At 40.3% G+C, this 18642-nt stretch carries 10 protein-coding genes; 2 read left to right on the forward strand and 8 right to left on the reverse strand.

Features of this window, described 5'->3' with window-relative positions; all coding sequences use genetic code 11:
- The 5 genes from DBR40_RS08040 to proS form a co-directional block, all read right to left on the reverse strand.
- Nucleotides 1–3485, reverse strand: a 3485-nt coding sequence (locus DBR40_RS08040; RefSeq protein ID WP_158674011.1) for a PKD-like domain-containing protein, incomplete at its 3' end; no start/stop codon positions are given.
- Nucleotides 3486–3954: 469 nt separating this feature from the next.
- The gene (locus DBR40_RS08045; protein ID WP_124559225.1) at nucleotides 3955–4569 is read right to left on the reverse strand and encodes a Crp/Fnr family transcriptional regulator; all 615 of its coding nucleotides are present in this window, start codon (nucleotides 4567–4569) and stop codon (nucleotides 3955–3957) included.
- Between the two features lie 113 nt (nucleotides 4570–4682).
- Nucleotides 4683–5534 carry a TIGR02757 family protein gene (locus tag DBR40_RS08050; RefSeq protein WP_124559226.1) on the reverse strand — a complete coding sequence of 284 codons (852 nt, stop codon included), beginning with the start codon at nucleotides 5532–5534 and terminating at the stop codon, nucleotides 4683–4685.
- A gap of 244 nt (nucleotides 5535–5778) precedes the next feature.
- Entirely contained in the window at nucleotides 5779–6918 is a 1140-nt protein-coding gene (locus DBR40_RS08055) for a cystathionine gamma-synthase (RefSeq protein WP_124559227.1), read from the reverse strand.
- A 216-nt stretch (nucleotides 6919–7134) separates the two neighbouring features.
- Nucleotides 7135–8607 carry a proline--tRNA ligase gene (gene proS / locus DBR40_RS08060; protein WP_124559228.1) on the reverse strand — a complete coding sequence of 491 codons (1473 nt, stop codon included), beginning with the start codon at nucleotides 8605–8607 and terminating at the stop codon, nucleotides 7135–7137.
- Nucleotides 8608–8798: 191 nt separating this feature from the next.
- Between proS and DBR40_RS08065 the strand changes: the two genes are divergently transcribed.
- Nucleotides 8799–9821, forward strand: coding sequence for a hypothetical protein (locus DBR40_RS08065; protein ID WP_124559229.1), 1023 nt, complete (start codon nucleotides 8799–8801; stop codon nucleotides 9819–9821).
- A gap of 19 nt (nucleotides 9822–9840) precedes the next feature.
- Nucleotides 9841–11370, forward strand: coding sequence for an OmpP1/FadL family transporter (locus DBR40_RS08070; RefSeq protein WP_124559230.1), 1530 nt, complete (start codon nucleotides 9841–9843; stop codon nucleotides 11368–11370).
- Nucleotides 11371–11497: 127 nt separating this feature from the next.
- Here the strand turns inward: DBR40_RS08070 and DBR40_RS08075 are convergent, their stop codons facing one another.
- The 3 genes from DBR40_RS08075 to DBR40_RS08085 all read right to left on the reverse strand — a co-directional run bounded on the left by DBR40_RS08075 (nucleotide 11498) and on the right by DBR40_RS08085 (nucleotide 18606).
- Nucleotides 11498–12895, reverse strand: coding sequence for a SusD/RagB family nutrient-binding outer membrane lipoprotein (locus DBR40_RS08075; RefSeq protein WP_124559231.1), 1398 nt, complete (start codon nucleotides 12893–12895; stop codon nucleotides 11498–11500).
- A 24-nt stretch (nucleotides 12896–12919) separates the two neighbouring features.
- Nucleotides 12920–15928, reverse strand: coding sequence for a SusC/RagA family TonB-linked outer membrane protein (locus DBR40_RS08080; protein ID WP_124559232.1), 3009 nt, complete (start codon nucleotides 15926–15928; stop codon nucleotides 12920–12922).
- Between the two features lie 245 nt (nucleotides 15929–16173).
- Complete coding sequence (locus tag DBR40_RS08085) at nucleotides 16174–18606, reverse strand: hypothetical protein (RefSeq protein ID WP_124559233.1); 2433 nt, start codon at nucleotides 18604–18606, stop codon at nucleotides 16174–16176.
- Nucleotides 18607–18642 lie beyond the last annotated feature (36 nt).

Consider the following 18642-nt stretch of genomic DNA (forward strand, 5'->3'; position numbering starts at 1 on the left):
GTAGTTACTAAGCTGGCTACAGTGGCATTGGCAATTTCACAGAAAGTTTGGTTGCTCGCTGTTGGTGCTGGTGTTGCAGTTCTAACTAAAACATCAAAAGTAAATGTTGCACCGGTACAACCATTATAGTTTGGCGTAACGGTATACCTAACTGTTGCATCGGCACCAGAGGTATTTGATAAAATCTGAGAAATAGGTACCGAAACAGCTGAAGCCTGATTAGAAAATCCGGTAGCGGTTCCGCTAAATAAAGCTGCTGTCCAGGTGTAAGTTGTACCACTAACATTACTCGTCGGTGTTACACTAAATGCTGAACCCGAGCAGGCAGTGGTTCCTGTAGCGCTCGCTGTTATTGTTGGCACTACATAAACCGTAATGGTAAAAGCATTGCCCGCACATCCCGAATAAGTTGGTGTAACCGCATAGGTAGCAGTTTCGAGTGTAGTACCCGAATTACTCAGGGTTTGATTTACAGCCAACTGACTTGTACCAGCAGTTCCTCCGCTAATATTGGCCGAAGAAGTTATCGGAGCCGACCAGGTATAAGTTGTTCCGTTTGGTACATCAACCGGGCTAAAATTAAAGCTGCCCGTTTTGCAGATATAGTAAGCTTGGTTAGCAATTACCGGGCGTGGGTTTACCGTTACGGTTGCTGTTCCCGAAATGGCGTTGGTACAACCATTGCCCGAAACAATTGCACGATAAGTAGTCGTAACCGCAATGTTGGTATAGTTTAAAGTCGCAGTAGTATTGGCAATAGTTGTCCAGTTGATATTATCTGTTGATGATTCCCAACGTACCACAGTTGCCGGTGCACCTGTTAAAGTTAATGTTCCATTCGATCCTGAACATACGGTTGCAGCCCCCGAAATAGTACCGGTAGAGTTAATGGTTACCGTATGTGTTGCGGTTTTATTTCCGCAAGGACTGGCCGCCACAGCAGTAATGGTTGCAGTTCCATTATAATTAGCCGACCAGGTTACCTCGCCTGTTGAAGCATTAATAACACCTGAGTTAGCCGGACTAATGCTGTAAGTAATTCCAGTAGTATTATTTGCAGTGGCCGGATAACTTTGCACAGCAGCTCCCTGGCAACGTGTAGAAGTAGCACCTGCAGCAAATACTGGCGTTGTTACCGCCGGGCGCACCGTTATCGATCCATTAGCCGTAGTAATAGTGGTAGATGGTAAAGCATAAGTTGCCGTTATGGTGTAATTGTAGGTTCCTGCTGTTGATACCGTACCGCTATTAATTGTTAAAATGGTATTCCCGCCCGATGTAGTAGTACCATAAGTTAAACCCGAAGCACCTAAGCCAGTAACCAGTACAACAGGTGTTCCGGTAATTAAATAAGTAATGGCCGTGGTGGTACCACCAACACAAATCGATTGTGCATCTGTTCCTGCTCCCGATGTTAATACAATATCAACCGGGGTTACACTCGCCGAAGCTGTATTATTGGATGGTACCGGATCGTTTTGCGGACCGGTTACTGTAGCCGTATTCGTATAGCTACCCGAACTTTTTACAGTGGCCTTTATGGTTAATGTAACCGTTTGGCCGGAGGCCATACTTCCAATCGACCATAAACCGGTTGTTGGATCGTAGCTTGTTCCGGCTGTTGTTGTATTCGAAACATAAGTATAACCTGAAGGAAGGATATCTGTTGCTGAAACACCAATTGCATTACCGGTACCCGAAACTACTCCCGATGCTACATCCGAGTTTTTTACGGTAATGGTAAAATTAACTGTCGCACCTTTTGCAGGTGATGCATTGTCAACCGTTTTATTCAGTACCAAATCAATATTACATAAAGCAATGGTTACCGGTAGGGATTGCGAACTCACCCCACAATCCAGCATCGAAGTAATGGTATACGAACCCGATACCGCAGCACGATAGGTTGATGAATTGGCTCCTGCTATGGCAACGCCGTTAAAATACCATTGATATGGAGCCGTACTATTTGGATCGGCACTCAATAAGGCCGAAGCACAGTCAGACTGTACATAAGTTGGTTTACCAGCTTTCTCCGGAAACGGAGAAAGAAAGTTTGACATCGAAAAACCGCCTCCCGATTGTACCATAGCAACAGTAAGTCTGCTGTTACTGGTGATAAAAAACGAACTGGGGTTACCTATATTTGTGTTATCAAAATCAACCGCATACGCCCCGGTACTTCCCAGCTGCCTACGCGTACCAACACCCGAAATGGTTTCAATATCCGTATTCGTAAAAGCTGGAGAACCACCAGTGGTGGTTAAGTAAATTTTATCAGTTGGACTTTTGGTAACCAGATAAGCAAAATAAGGCAAATCGGTTAAATTATTGGCTCTGAACTTAGCCGTTTCTGCTTTTAACGAGCCCCCGCACGAATTTAAAGGCGCAAGGGTAGCAATATCTACTTCGCATTGATTTGCAGTTCCAGAATAAGCCACCACATTTTTTGTAGCCACAATCCTCGATCCCGAAAATGGATCCCCTACTTGCACGTTACCCGTTCCTGTTCCTGTTTCTACACCATTGGGAAAAGTAATAAAACTGCCCTGGGCAATCAGATTATAAGTATTGGTAGATTGAAGCACACCGTTGTGATCAAAATTCATTACGGTTACGTTTGTATTGGCTTCGGTTGCAATTACAGTTGTTTGTTCGGCCGTTTTATTTCCCTTTCCCCTAATTACCACATACTCATTACCCAGCGAGCTAACCGGCGGAACAGGGTTGTAGGCCCCGTCGCCACAAGCCTCTGGCGCATCTACGTTAATACCCGTATTCATTACCGCCGGACCAGATGTTTCTACCAAACTACCCATGGCAGCCTGCAAAATATAACTCTGACCTGCGTTTAAGGTGGTAATTGCAGTACCATTTAGTTTAACAGTGGTATTATTCTCGATAGCTAAAACGCTGTAAACCGGTCTGATGGTCGAAACCGAAGCAGCCACACCATTCAAATCCCCATCGCGGTAGTAACCTACCCTAAAAGTATTACCAATAGCCGCATCGCCAAAGCTAAACAGCGATGCATTTCCTTTAATATACTGATCATTTGTTGAGCTATATGATCCTGACGGAATATCATCAGAAGCAATGTTTCTAACATTTACAGCAATCGGATTATTACCGGTTACAATAATCCCTGCGCTATTTAAAATAGTATTAAGGCTGTTTTTAGCCAATCCAACCGGATCGCCCGAAAACCTGTAAACTGCGGGGGCTCCAGGTGTGGGCGTTAATGTTGTAATTAAAGTACCATCACTCTTCTTCACAGTTGCCGAAGTACCAGCAACGTTTGTAGATACAATGATTTCGTTTGCACTACTCCAATACTGCCACGGCGCAGGGGCAATATAATGCGTTTTATAGGTTTGTGCAGTAACTGAAGAGGCAGAAAACATCAAAAACAACGACAAAATCATTAGTTTAAGATAATTTTCTTTAAGGTAACCTGAGAAGAGGAGCTGTATCAATTTATTCATTTTCCACCTGGAAATAATAGGGTAATTATTACTTAATAATTTCTCATCCGATGAGCACAACATCTTTTTAAAAGGCAGTTTCTGAAGAATAAATCCTTTGCGTTAATGTTAGCCGAATCAGTTTGTCATCACTGAAAACAAAACAATCTTGAAGGGATAGATACTATTTAAAATCTTGTTTTTGGAGATTGAGAAGCAAAAATTAATCAAACATAATCAATCAAAAACTGTCTTTTGAATACTACAAAGTAAACAAAAAAAGATAATATGATTTTGTACATCTAGTCATGAGGGTGTTTAAAAAGATGTTTTTTTGACAATAATCAACAACTATGTTCTAACATGTATTATTTATAATACAATTTTAGAGCAAAAAAGAAATATTTTGATAATAAAAAACGGAATAAAGGTTTGTTATAATCCTCTATTCCGTTAGTTGTAAAAACCAGGAAGCAATAATAAAACTGATTTAGATTTTAGCCCGTATCCGGCTCAATGTTTCCAGCCTGATCGCCAGAAATGAAGCAATGTGTTTTAAAGAAACCCGGTTTATAAGATCGGGAAATGAAACCAAAAATCGTTTATATCTTTTTTCAGCTGAAGAGATTCTGCAGAGATAGGCGCGCTCTTCCGCGGAGCGGTAATATTGCTCCATCATTTTTCGCCCAACAATATTGGCCTCAGTAAAATTTTCATACAAGTATTCTGATAATACATGTGGGATGGCAATTAAGTCTACGTCTTCCAATGCCTGCAAATACTCTTCCGAATCGCCTTCTACCCATAAATTACGTATGGTTCCCACCACTTCATTTTCTTTCGCAATCCAGGTGGTAATTTCTGTATTTCCATCCTTAATAAATCCCCTTACTACCCCTTTTACAATCAAAAAGAGAAATTTATTGCGGTCAACCGGCGAAACCAGGTATTTATTCTTCTTATAGCTAATCGGAAAGGTATGCTGGTTAATGCGTTTTTCAATTTCATCGTTGAGTGGATGAAACTTTTTAAAAATGGAGATTAAAGGCGAAAAATTGTTGTATTTCTTCCACCTGTCCTCATCAGATAAGTTAACTGCGATCATAGAAATTGCTGTTGGAATAGACAGTATCTACACTAAAAAGTAGAAACACTACGTAATAATAGGAAGATTGATTCTAAAAAAGAAGGTTTTTTTTGAATTTTCTCACTTTAACATCAAAATACCTTTTCTACGCCAAGGCCAAACAAAGCAAAGTCGTATTTAACCGGATCTAAGGGATCGAACTCCTTTAAGTGATTGGTTAATTCTACCGCCGTTAACCAATCGGTTTGCTTGCGGTTAATTAGTCCAAGAAGGCGTCCCACCCGGTCTACGTGCACATCGCAAGGGCAAACCAGATCTTTAGGTTTTAACGTATCCCAGAGCCCAAAATCAACGCCTTTATCATCAGCCCTTACCATCCACCTTAAAAACATGTTTAAACGCTTACAGGTTGATTTTTGCTTTGGCGAAGAAATATGCTTTTTCGTGCGATATGGAAAATCATCCAACGAAAAGAAGTACTGCCTGAAATAATTAAGGCATTGTTCTATAGAAATCTGCAGCTGACCTGTTAAACAAACCCCAGATGTATTAAATGGTTCGCTTCCTGCACTAGATACTTCCAGATATGCATCAAGAAAAACATCTTGCTTTGGCACAAAGGCTTGCTCCAAACTATCAAAATGGTTGTAGTGCATTTTAAAAAACGAAATAAAATAAAGCAGGTCAGTATCGTTAAAAGTGCGGTGTTTAAAGTTCAGTAAGCGTTTTAGATCCCCATCGTTATGATGTAGCACAAAATCGTAAGGCGCATTATCCATCCGGTTAAGCAACTCCCTACATTTATTAATAATGGTTTTGCGCTGCCCCCAGGCGAGTACTGCAGCAAAGAAACCCGCAATTTCGATATCCTGTTTTTTTTCAAACAAATGTGGAATACAAACCGGATCATTCACAATAAAATTAGGCTGGTTGTATTGTTCTACTTTATGATCGAGAAATTTTTTTAGTTCGAGGAATTGCATGTTATTAAATTAGTACAGGTGAGCGTGGCGTTCAAGAATAATTGGGAATGACAGACTTTATTTATACCGCCTTCAAACCCGCAGGTTATTATGCAAGTTGATGTACGTTTAGATAAGTCCTCTTCAAAACCGTCATTTCGAGCGGAGCGCAGCGAAGTCGAGAAATCTGCCTGGATAGATCTCTCCCCGCCTGTACGGGCAGGCATTTCGCTGCGCTTCAGTCGAGATGACGGAATTCTATTTTTTAAGCCAACGCACGTTCCAGATCTTCCAAAAGATCGTCGATATCTTCTACCCCAACGCTTAAACGCAACAGATTATCGGTTACCCCTACTTTCTCACGCTCTTCTCTCGGTATCGAACCATGCGTCATCGTAGCCGGATGGTTAATCAGCGATTCTACTCCACCGAGCGACTCAGCCAGTGTAAATACTTTAAAATTTGATGAAATCCTAAAAGTTTCCTGTAAATCGGCACCTTTCAAGGTAATTGAAATCATGCCGCCAAAACCCCGCATTTGCTTTTTGGCCACATCATGGTTCGGATGGTCTTCAAAGCCCGGCCAGTAGATCTTATCCACCTTTGGATGCGTTTTTAAATAACGCGCTATACGCTCGCCATTTTCGCAATGCGCCTTCATCCTTAAATGAAGTGTTTTAATCCCCCTTAAAACCAGAAAAGCATCCTGAGGTCCGGGGGTTGCTCCACAGGCATTGTATATAAACCAAAGGTCTTTGTACAATGCTTCGTTATTGGTTACCAAAGCACCCATTACCACATCAGAGTGGCCGCCAATGTATTTGGTTACCGAGTGCATTACAATATCAGCGCCCAAATCAATCGGGTTTTGTAAATATGGCGATGCAAAGGTATTATCAACAGTAAGAATTAAATTTTTCTCTTTGGTAATTTTAGCTACCCCTTCAATATCGATAATCTGCATGGTTGGGTTGGTAGGTGTTTCTATCCAAACCAGCTTAGTTTTATCGTTAATGTAAGGCAATATGTTTTCAGGCTTAGAAAGATCCAGAAAATGGAACTTAATGCCATACTTCGTATAAATTTTAGTAAAAATACGGTAAGATCCTCCATACAAATCGTTTCCGGTAATCACCTCATCACCTGGCTGCAATAATTTTAATACTGCATCGGTAGCACCCATCCCACTCGAAAAAGCCAGACCATATTTAGCATTTTCTAAAGCAGCCAAACAATCTTCTAAAGCCTTACGCGTAGGATTTGTGCCTCTCGAATATTCGTACCCCTTATTATCACCGGGCGATTTTTGCCAATAGGTTGACGTTTGATAAATCGGTGTCATTACTGCACCTGTAGTTGGATCAGGCTCCTGACCCGCGTGTATAGCTTTAGTTGCGAATTTCATTTTTTCTAATAACTAGGATGATTAACAAGTATCGAAATAAGATTTGAAAACATCTGTTTCCGCGATACTATTTTACATTAAAATTTAAAATCGTTAGCAAGGATAATGAGATTCCCAACTAACGATTAATTTAAACTATTGCAAAAAACAAAACAAGACTAATTCTGGCCATTGGCAGGGAGACCTACGGCTCCAAACTCACGACTCAGAACTATTCTAATATGCTCTTGCAAACAACACTCTTTGTATGGATGGTTTGCCCGAATAAATACAAACACCATCTTCCAGTTTATTATCTAAAGGAATACAACGGATAGTTGCTTTTGTTTCTTCTTTAATTTTTTGCTCCGTTTCTGGTGTTCCATCCCAGTGCGCCGAAATAAAACCTGCTTTGGTATCTAACAACTGCTGAAACTCTTCGTAAGAATTGGCTTCTGTAATGTGCTCATCGCGGTAAGCCAAAGCTTTGTTAAACATACTTTGCTGTATGTCTTCCAATAATTTAGCAATGTAAATATCAAGGCCTTCCTGAGGTACGGTTTGTTTTACTTTAGTATCTCTGCGGGCAATTTCTACCGTTTTATTCTCTAAATCGCGACCACCAATAGCAATACGAACAGGTACACCTTTTAATTCGTAATCGGCAAATTTAAAGCCCGGACGTTGCGTATCCCTATCATCATATTTTACTGAAATGCCCATACCTTTTAAACGCATGCTTAACTCATTTACGTATGCCGAGATTTTAGCAAGGTCTTCATCACTTTTATAAATCGGAACAATTACTACCTGGATTGGTGCAAGTTTTGGTGGGATAATTAAACCTGAATCGTCACTATGCGCCATAATTAAAGCGCCCATTAAACGGGTAGACACACCCCATGAAGTTGCCCATACGTGATCTAATTTACCATCTTTACCTGTAAATTTAACATCAAAGGCTTTTGCAAAGTTCTGTCCTAAAAAGTGCGATGTACCTGCCTGAAGTGCCTTACCATCCTGCATTAATGCTTCAATGCAATAAGTATCCAAAGCTCCTGCAAAACGCTCATTTGGCGATTTACGTCCTCTGATTACCGGAACAGCCAGCCAGTTTTCGGCAAAATCGGCATAAACGTGTAACATACGTTCCGTTTCTTCAATCGCTTCTTCAGCTGTAGCGTGTGCCGTGTGACCTTCCTGCCATAAAAACTCTGCAGTACGTAAAAACAAACGCGTACGCATTTCCCATCTTACCACATTAGCCCATTGGTTAATTAAAATAGGCAAATCGCGGTACGACTGGATCCAGCCTTTGTAGGTATTCCAGATAATGGTTTCTGAAGTTGGGCGTACAATCAGCTCTTCTTCCAGTTTAGCCGTTTCATCCACTACGATGTTTCCATTTCCGTCATTTTTTAAACGGTAGTGCGTTACAACCGCACATTCTGTCGCAAATCCTTCAACATGAGAAGCTTCCTTCGAGAAAAATGACTTTGGAATGAATAATGGAAAATAAGCATTCTGGTGACCAGTATCCTTAAACATTTTATCCAGTATTGCCTGCATTTTTTCCCATATGGCATAGCCATTGGGCTTAATAACCATGCATCCGCGCACAGCTGAGTGCTCGGCAAGGTCTGCTTTCAATACAATATCATTATACCATTGAGAATAATCGGCTTCCCGGCTTGTAATTTCTTTGCTCATCTTATGTATTTGGAACGTAATTTGTGTGTTAAAAACTGTAAAATTAGATGGCAAATTTATAAATTTATGCCTACAAAAGTTTAACAAAATATTATCATTTATTTAATTGTTGTTTTATGCGACTAATTAAATAGTTATATTTGAATATATTCATTACATCCCATGCACACACACAACTAAATATAAACACAATGAAACCAATTAAATTATTACCCATTGTAATGATTGCTGCCGCAGGGCTGGTGGCATCATGCTCTACATCAAAATTGGCTCAGAACAAGTCTTATGATGATGTTTATAATTCTGTGGCGAAGGCCAGAGAGGTAGAAATTGTTCAGGTTCAACCCCAACAACAGGCGCGTAACCAGGGACAATATGACAACCAGGAATATGACGAATATTATGGCACCAGTAATCCTTATTATGATATGGATTACTCATCAAGGATAAACCGTTTTCATAATGGTTACAGCTTTCAGGGCTATTATGACCCCTATTTCGATAATTACTACTATGGCAGTAGCTATGGCCCATCAAACTACCTGGGTATTGGCTTAGGTTGGAGTAATGGTTACGGTTTAAGTGGCTGGGGCGGCGGATACTACGGCGGTGGCTGGGGTTACGGCAGCATCTGGAACAACCCATTCTACTATGGTAATTTCGGCTATGGCTGGAACAACCCATGGGGCTGGAACTCGTGGGGACCTAACTCCTACTACGACCGTTACGGTTGGGGCGGCGGCGGATACTACGGCGGTGGCTGGGGTGGCGGCTATTATGGTGGTGGCGGCGTTTATTCGAATAGAGGAAATTATAGAGCAAGACCAGGAAGTGATGACCGCGGTGTACCAAGGTATGGAGGCAGTGCTGGAAACAGTGGCAGACCTGGCAGATCGGGCATAGCTAATCAAAATGGTGGTATTTCTTACGCACCTAATAATAATGCTGGCAGACCGGTTAGAAATCAGGCAAATGGAGGATATACCCAAAACCAGGGCGCACAAAGTGGCAGACCAACAAGAAACGACAACTATTCACCTCAACAAGGAACTCAAAGCAGCAGACCGACAAGGAATGAGAGCTACAGTCCTCCTGCAAGAACAGAAAGCAGACCTAGTTATTCTCCACCACCATCAAGTGGCGGCGGTGGCGGTTCAACTGGCGGCGGCGGTGGTGGCGGCGGTTCACGCCCATCAAGAGCAGGAAGAGGTTAATCAATTTTAAACACACAAGATGAAAAAATATATTTTAGCTTCACTAGTAGCTACAGTAGCTACTATGGGAACGGCTTACGCCCAAAGTTATGCGCCTGATGCTTATCGGTTCTCTCAAACCAATTACGGTTCTTCTGCCAGGTTTAAAGGCATGGGAGGTGCACAAATTGGTGTAGGTGGAGATATTGGTTCTATCAATGCCAACCCTGCGGGCTTAGGCTTGTTTACCAAATCAGAATTTAGCATTACACCAGAATTTAATAGCGTTTCCAATCAAAGTGCTTTCTTAGGCAATAACATCAAAGCAAATAAAAACCAGATTAACCTGAATAATCTGGGAGTAGTTTTTTACAGCCCTGCTGCCAGAATGAAAGGTAGCGATGTAAGCAAAGGCTTAGTTAGCAGTGTTTTTGGTTTAAGTTACACCAGAAATAATGATTTCTTAAATAACATCAGTTATAACGGAACCAATACAAACAGCTCAATAAGAGATGCATATGTTGACCAGGCTAACAGTTCAGGGATAAATAATACTGTTGCAGGTGATGCATACAGTAGCTATTTAATCAATAAAAATACACCAACTTTTCCAAATCAATACTCTGCAGAGCCTTATAACAATGCTAATTTTAAGCAAAACTGGGATGAGGCACGTTTAGGGTCTACCTCAGAATTTAATGTTGCAGGAGCACTTAATTTTGGCAACAAGGTTTACATTGGAGCCACGGCTAGTTTCGTGAATGTAAAGTACACCAGCGATGCTACCTTTACTGAATCAGGTATCGTTAATACATTTGATGATAGCTTGACGCCACCTCAATATACTGGTAATGAAAATTATTCACTTACCCATTTCAGAAATCAAGAAACAAAAGGTGGGGGTTTTAACCTAAAACTGGGAATGATTTTCAGACCGGTTAATGAACTGAGGATCGGATTAAATTTCCAAACACCAACATGGATGAACCTGGAAGATAATACTTCTGAAACTTTACAAGCGAAACTGGCTGGAAACGCAACAAATTCACCTTCAAACTCAAACAACCCAAGTAGATATTACACCTTCAGTTACAATTTACGCACTCCACTTAAGGCATCTGCTGGTTTAAGTTATGTTATAGCTGGTACTGCATTACTATCTGCTGATGTTGATTATGTTGATTATTCATCGATGCGTTTTTCTGCTGATAATAATTCAGATATCTCAACCATTAACAGCTCGAACGATTTTATCAAAAATTCTTACAAGGAAACTGTTAACTATCGTTTTGGCGCTGAAGTGAAAGTAACCAATGAAATTAGTTTAAGAGGTGGTTACGGTGTAAATGGAAGCGGTATTAAAGGCGGAGACAACAAATTCTATCAAGGTCAGTATTATACAGGGGGAATTGGCTATAGAGTAGACAATTACTATTTTGATTTAGCTTATCAGAATTATAAAAACAATTTCAGCTCAAGTCCTTACGAATTGAATGATTACTCAGAACCAGTAGCGGATGTTAAAAGTAACAGAAACAATGTATTCTTAACATTTGGCGTAAGATTTTAATAAAAACAGATTATTAAATAATAAAAAGCGTCAGTTTTCAATTTGAGAACTGACGCTTTCTTTTTTACAACAAAAAAAGGATACCCAATCCTGGGTACCCTCATCACTATTTACTAACCGTATTTATTTAATTCATATCCCACCACAACCTGTCGGTAATTTTAGCCTTTTGTTGTGGCTGTGGGTTTGCTGTAATTTCGGTATTTGGGTAAAGTACCCTTCTTGGTATTTCGGAAAGTGCATTCTTCACTTTGGTTAAAGCCGGAAATCCGGTACGGCGCCAGTCTGTATAATTTTCGGCATTAAGAAAATTCGCAACCGACTTTTCTTCAATAATTAAACGGAGTGCATTTGTACTGCTAAGTGTCCCCCGCGAAGCAATGTAGCTATTCATATCAGCTGTGTTCACGCCTACTTTAATCATGTGCTGCCTGATACCATCCTGATAAAAAGGTTGTGCACCTGCAAAACCCGACAATACAAGTGTAGCTTCAGCCTTTATGAATAATGCCTCTGTATAATTTACCAGGTAGTTATTGGCATTGGCACCTGCATAAAAATCAGCAGGAATTGAGTAAGCCTCTAAACTTCCAATCTCATCTAATCCAATCTGCCGGCCCATAAATAAACCGGTTTGCTTGGCGGGTTTAACCATTTTGCTTAATCTTGGATCGTTACGTGTTGTAAAAGCATCAACAAAAGTATTAGCAAGCACAAATGTAGTGCCCGGTAAAAAATTCTGCTGCCATGGATTTTCTGACCCCGCTGCACCGCTGAAAGCAATTTTGGCATCATCATCATTGCTTTGCATACCATTAGTTAGTGCAGTTAAAGCCAGCTGTGCCTGCGCAGAAGCTGTATTTCCGGGCGCTTTACTCAGGTGCAGGTAATAACGTGCTTTTAAAGTATAAGCTAGTTTTCTCCATCTTGCCATATCCCCTGCGTAAACATAATCGTCGTTTCCGGGCTTAAGGCCGGCATTTTTCGCAATATCGGCTATTCCGTCATCCAGTAAAGCTTGAATCTGAACATAAATCTGCTGCTGACTATCGTATGCCGGGGTTGGCTGCCCTACACCTAAAAAAGCCTGACTGTAAGGAAGATCACCCCAGGCATCTGTTGCGTAACCCAAGGTATAGGCTGTAAGAATTTTAGCAATAGCCCCATAATTAGAATTGCCATTGGCAGCAGCTTTAATTTTTAATAAATTAAGGTTGTTCAATGTTCTTACATACACATTATTCCAGTCGCCATCCATATCGATGTTATACATCAGGTAAGTACCAAAATTTGGTGCCACCTGGTTAAGTGCCATTACCTGCAAATATTGCTGCAGCACCACACTTAAATTTCCATCGCCCGATGCATTGATATTTTGCGAAATCAGCATTTGTATAGGCGGTAACATCAGCGATTCTTTAACATCAATCGGTCTGTTTGGATCTTCATTTACGTCCAGGTATTTTTTGCATCCGGCTAATGCTACCATCAGTGCAAAGCCTAAAATAAAATATATCTTTTTCATGTTATTTCTTTCTAATTGTTAGGGCTATAAGGTAAGTTTCAAACTAAAATCAAGAGATCTTGATGTAGGCGTTGAGAACGAATAAATCCCTTGCGAACCATTTGATGAGCCAAACGAACTTACTTCCGGATCGCCACCGGTAAAGTGTGGTGCATAAATCCAAAGGTTCCGGCCGGTTACCTGAAATCCGATAGTTTTGAAAGGTGTTTTTTGCAACCAAGTTGGTTTAACATTATAACCGAGACTTACATTTCGCAATTTCACATAGGTTCCATCCTGGATTACCGATTCGAGAACGCTGTTGGCACGCTGATAATAAGCTTGTCCTAAAACTGAAACTGTATTGGGCAAGCCAGTCGTTGCATTAACGCCCTCAACTACACGTGGTCCACGATCTTCGGTAACTTTAGGTGTACCATAGAAATAACCATAACCATCTACGTTATTCTGAATATCGCCGCCCTTTTTCATATCAAAAGAGAAACTAAGCGTAAACTGTTTATACCTGAAATTATTAACAATACCGCCCATCCAATCTGGATTAATATCCCCGATAATGCCTTGCTCGTCGGCTGCAAAAGGAAGGCCTCCGTTATCAGTAAGCAATTGACCTGCTGCATTTCTGGCATATCGTGTACCATAAATTACGCCGTAAGGCTGGTTAACAAAAATAAAAGTGAAACCATTACCAACCTGTTTCAGGTCTTTATATATAGAAAGTACTTTGTTTCTGATTCTGCTATAGTTAATTGTTAAATCCCAGCTAAAATCCTGGGTCGAAATTGGTTTAGCATTTAACAACACCTCAATACCCCGGTTGCGCATGGCTGCAGAATTTACACTTGTTGCGTTAAAACCTGTAGATGGTGCCAAAGCCACCGATGGGATGATGCCATTTTTTGTCCGCTTATCGAAATAGGTAAGCTCAATGCCTAAACGGTTTTTAAAAAACCCAGTTTCTAATCCAACTTCAAACTCGTTAATACGCTCATTTTTCAGGTTCGGATCGCTAAGTACTTGGCTGATTAAGAAACCTGATTGCCCCTGATAAGGAAAGGTAGTATTTCTAATTGTTTGCGATTCGTAGGGCGTAAGTAAGCTATATGGACCAATACTTGCATTACCCACAGTACTGTAAGAAAGCCTTAACTTTCCAAAATTCATCACCTCAGAAAGGCCTTTTGAGAAGAAATTAGAGAAAATAAAACTTGTTGCCGCCGAGCCATAAGGATAAAACCTATTATCTTTAGCCAATACCGAAGTACCATCGTATCTGCCGGTTAAAGACAGGATAATGAATTTTTTATAATCGATATTTGATTGCAGATAAAAGCCCATTTTCCGGGTAAGGTAACTGGTTTCTGTAAACTTAACCGTCGAAGCCGAGCCGATATTATTAAAGCCCGGAATCGTAATCCCCAAACCATTGGCATAGCCGTTTTGCGAATAAGTAGAAATGAGGTTGTTACCCAATAAGGCTTCGACATTAAAATCGCCAAAACTTTTATTGGCATTCAATATCAAATCATTATTATACTGCCTGAAATTGGTATTGTTATTTACAATTCTTCCGTTAGGATTAGAAACTGACAGTAAAGACTCGGTGTATTTGCCTTGTTCTACATAAACATCGGCACCAAAACGTTCGGTAATCGTTAACCAGCTTAAGGGTTTATAATCGGCTGTAAACGTGGGCAGGAAACGGTTAACAACTGACGTATTACTGATATTATCTAGCACCCAATAAGGATTATTACGCGAAAAACGGTATAAACGCTGGCTCCCATCTGGGTTTACCGAAGGTTGCAGATTGTAAGAAACCGGGGCAGAAAAAATGGTCCACACCGGACTTTCCAAAGCATAACCTTCAGGCAGTCTGCGGTTTTTGGTATTGGCATAATTTAAGGAGAAAGTAACATTCAGGTCTTTTACAATTTGTGTAGTAAATTTCCCGAAAACAGTGTTCCTGTCGAAAGAAGAAGTTGGTACTGTTCCGTCCTGTGCAAAATTGGTATAAGATAGAAAATAAGAGTTGTAAGCCCCGCCCCCATTTATGGCTACTGTGTTGGTATATGTTTTTCCGGTTTTAAAGAATAAATCAGACTGATCATATACCTGCGCAGGCTGGCCGTTAATTTTTAAGGTATCCATTCTTGCCCCCCACGAAGTACTTGTTTTTTGATTTACGCCATCAAAATACACCCCATTAGAACCAAGTGAATATTTATTCTGGATCTCCGGCAACAATGGTTTCTCCATTGAAAAAGAAGAAGAAAAACTAATTGAAGGCTTTTTATTCAAACTGCCGGCTTTAGTGGTGATAATAATCACGCCTTTCGCACCATCTGATCCATATAAAGCTGTTGCTGCACCACCTTTTAACACGTTAATGCTTTCGATAATATTAGGGTCAAGATCGGCAATACGATTGGTGCCTGGCCCCGTGTTGAGGTTACCAGTTTCATCGTTGTTAACCGGAATACCATCAATTACCATCAAAGCCTCGTTGTTACCATAAAGAGAGTTGGCCCCCCTGATTACGATACGCGATGAACTTCCGGGAGTACCCGATGAACTGGTAATCTGAACGCCTGAAACTTTACCTGCCAATGCATTTACGAGGTTAGGCTCTTTCGTCTGGGTAATCTGATCGCCTTTTACCTCTTGCGAGCTGTAGGTTAAATTTCGCTTATCGCGTTTCACACCCAATGCAGTCACCACAATTTCGTTCAGGTTTTGCTGATCTTCGCTTAACGTAATGGTTATGTTGCTTTGCCCGCTATAGGCAAATTCTTTTGTTGCGTAGCCAATTCCACTAAAAACCAATGTGGCAGGGTTTGCACTTTTAATAGAAAATATCCCCTTCGCATCGGAAGAGGCTCCAATTGTGGTTCCTTTAATTTTTACCGAAATACCTGGGATTGGTTGCCCCAAAGCGTCGGTAATTTTGCCGCTAATGAGCGACGTTTGACCATAAATCTGCATGAAACAGAGCATGGTCAAAGTGAACAAGGTAATCTTTAATTTGGTCATTGCATTCGATTTAGTTAGTAGTCAGACCAAAATTAGTCTTCTCAAAAACCAAATTGAACGATGATTTTAACTCGTATCAACCATAAATTAACACAAATGTTACAATCGTCACAAATACGTTAATAAATTAAGATTTTGCTTAACCGATCAGTTAAAATTTTGAATCGAAGAGTCTGTGCTGAAGTAATTGTTGAATATTTAGATTTCTGCCGTAGGGAGACACCAACAGCTAGTATAAATCTCTCTTATTTACTATTTACTGTTACGGTAATTTCTTTTTCACCATAAACCACTCCCTTATCTGTTACCCCCTGAACTATAATTTTAAACTTGCCGGTAATATCGCCAGTATTAAAACTTAGCGGGGTTTCGCCATTTACCAGTACCTGGTAGTTCCAGTAAACCGTAGCGAAATTGATGGGCTCGTTCTTGTTCAGTACATCCGAAATGTAAAACTCTTTAGGCAGGTTAATTCCTTTTAATATAACCAGATTAGGTTTGGATTCTTCATCAGTACAGCCCTGATAAACAACCAAACCACCTGTTCCGCCAACTTTATAGGATTTGCCTTTAACAGGCTCATGGCTATCAAAATCTCCAAAATGGTTTGGGCAGTTTAAAATATTGTATCTGCAAACATAATCGCCACACCTGTTATGTCCTTTCCTACTAAAACTGGTACTATTATCTTTAGTATTGTTAATTACCACCTCTTTCAGCTTAATTCCGGCAGTTGAGGTAATACTTTGTGCATACTCATCTGCTACCCCAGTTTTACTTACTGGTTGTACAAAGTCCTGCTGTCCCAGATAAGTTTTAATTGTCTTTTGTGGTTCGTTAATCTTAAGTTCGTAATTTTCGTGCTTAGCGGTAGCCATGCTTAGCCATACATTTGGCTTTACTTCTTTGGTAAGCAGGTTAGCAAACGGAACGCTGAACTTTCCGCTACTGTCAGTGCTTAAAAAGTTCAAGTTGGTGCCTGCAATGGTGGTTAAGCTCATCGGTGCATCCAGGGGCTTTTTTTTCTTCAATATGCTCCCTTCGTATTCCAGGCTGGAAAGTAGTTTAGTTGTTTCGGATTTAACCAATTCAGCCTCCGGCCACTTATACCTCCGCCAGCCTTTTACCAAAAGCACATCATTTAAATAGTTTTTATTGCCATATTTTAGCCCAAAGCTATTATTTGGAAAATCTGGAAGATTATCATTTAAATAAAAACTATCCACAATGGTAGTATTATTGCCTAACAGCAATCTGTTTGCCTGCACGCAGGCTATCGAAATCAGTCCGGTTACCGGCTTATTATCTTTATCTGTTATGTTCAGTTTTAATTCTACTCGTTCCCGTGTACTGTATTCATTTTTATCGGGTTCAACCGATACCGTGTTAATCTGATCATAATGCGCAAAGAAGATCCTTTCGGCCAGTGGTTTGTAATTACTATCTAAAACAGTTATGGTGTGCAAACCAACCGGCACCGAATCTAAATTAAATTTGATGCTTTGCATTTTACCTACTGCTAAAGCTAAAGTAGTCTGCAGAAAAATATCTGAAAAATTATGCACCAACACATGCACCTTAGTATTGAAATTAGTTTCAAGCTGTGTTTTAAACTCGTTGTTGCCAATGGCCGATGCAGTGCTTAAAGCCACACCTTTATTTAACGCAAGCGGCAAATCGTAAATTGTACCTTGTTGGCCATCTGCAAGAAGTTTTACAGTATAGCGCTTTAATGGTTTAGGCATCATAAAGAAAGTACCTATTCCCATCGAGCTTGTCGCAATGGTATCAGTTGCGGCATCATCCTCATACAATATGCCACGGGCCTTTATGCCTGCCCCTGTTCCATCTTTTATTTCAAACCCCACTTTAGTTAATAAATCAGTAATCAGGTAGCCCCCCTCTGGATAAAACCTTACATCGTATTTTGGCTTATTCCTTACCGGAAGTTCAAATTTAACGTAGCGGGTATGGCTTCCCTTTTTAATGCTAATGGCTAACAGGTTGTTTGCCGCTGTAATTTTATCGGCAGGATAATCGATCATTAATTCGCCAATTACACTGCTTTTGGCTACTGCCGATTTTAAAACCTGCTTACCTCGCCCAATCTGATATTTGATTTGAGCATCTTCTACAAAGCGGTTTTCGCTGGTTAAAATTTTCAATAAAACAGTACCGTTGCCCGTATGTTCATCATAAGTTTTAAAAACAGATACCTGGTCAACCAAAGAATTTAATGTCGTAGATTTAATTGTAACGGGCTGAATAAATTCGGCGTCGGGTTTGCCATTTAAAGTGATGTTGGTGTTCACGACAAAGCGATAAGCCCCGCCCAGCAAAGAATCAGGAAGATTCAGTGCACCATAGCAAAAGCCCTTATCTATTAAGAAATTTCCCTGATATACCACACTACTATCTCTGTTGTTAACCAGTGATAAGTAAAGGGTATGGTATTGTTTCATATCAGTTACCGCTTTAAGCAAATAACCTGTAAACCAAACCTGATCGTTATTGGTGTACACGTTCTTATCAAAATGTACAAAGAGGTTAGAACGAGCGGTACTTAAACCATAATTGTTCAGGTTTGTTGCCACACTATCGAGTTTATGGTCTTGCGCCTTTGCCATTACACAAAGTAGCACCAATAAAAAAGTAATTAAACGGGATGTTGAAAGCATAACATATGTATGCTTAAAAATCAGCTTTTTATTTTA

The organism is Pedobacter sp. KBW01 (assembly GCF_003852395.1).
GTDB lineage: Bacteria > Bacteroidota > Bacteroidia > Sphingobacteriales > Sphingobacteriaceae > Pedobacter.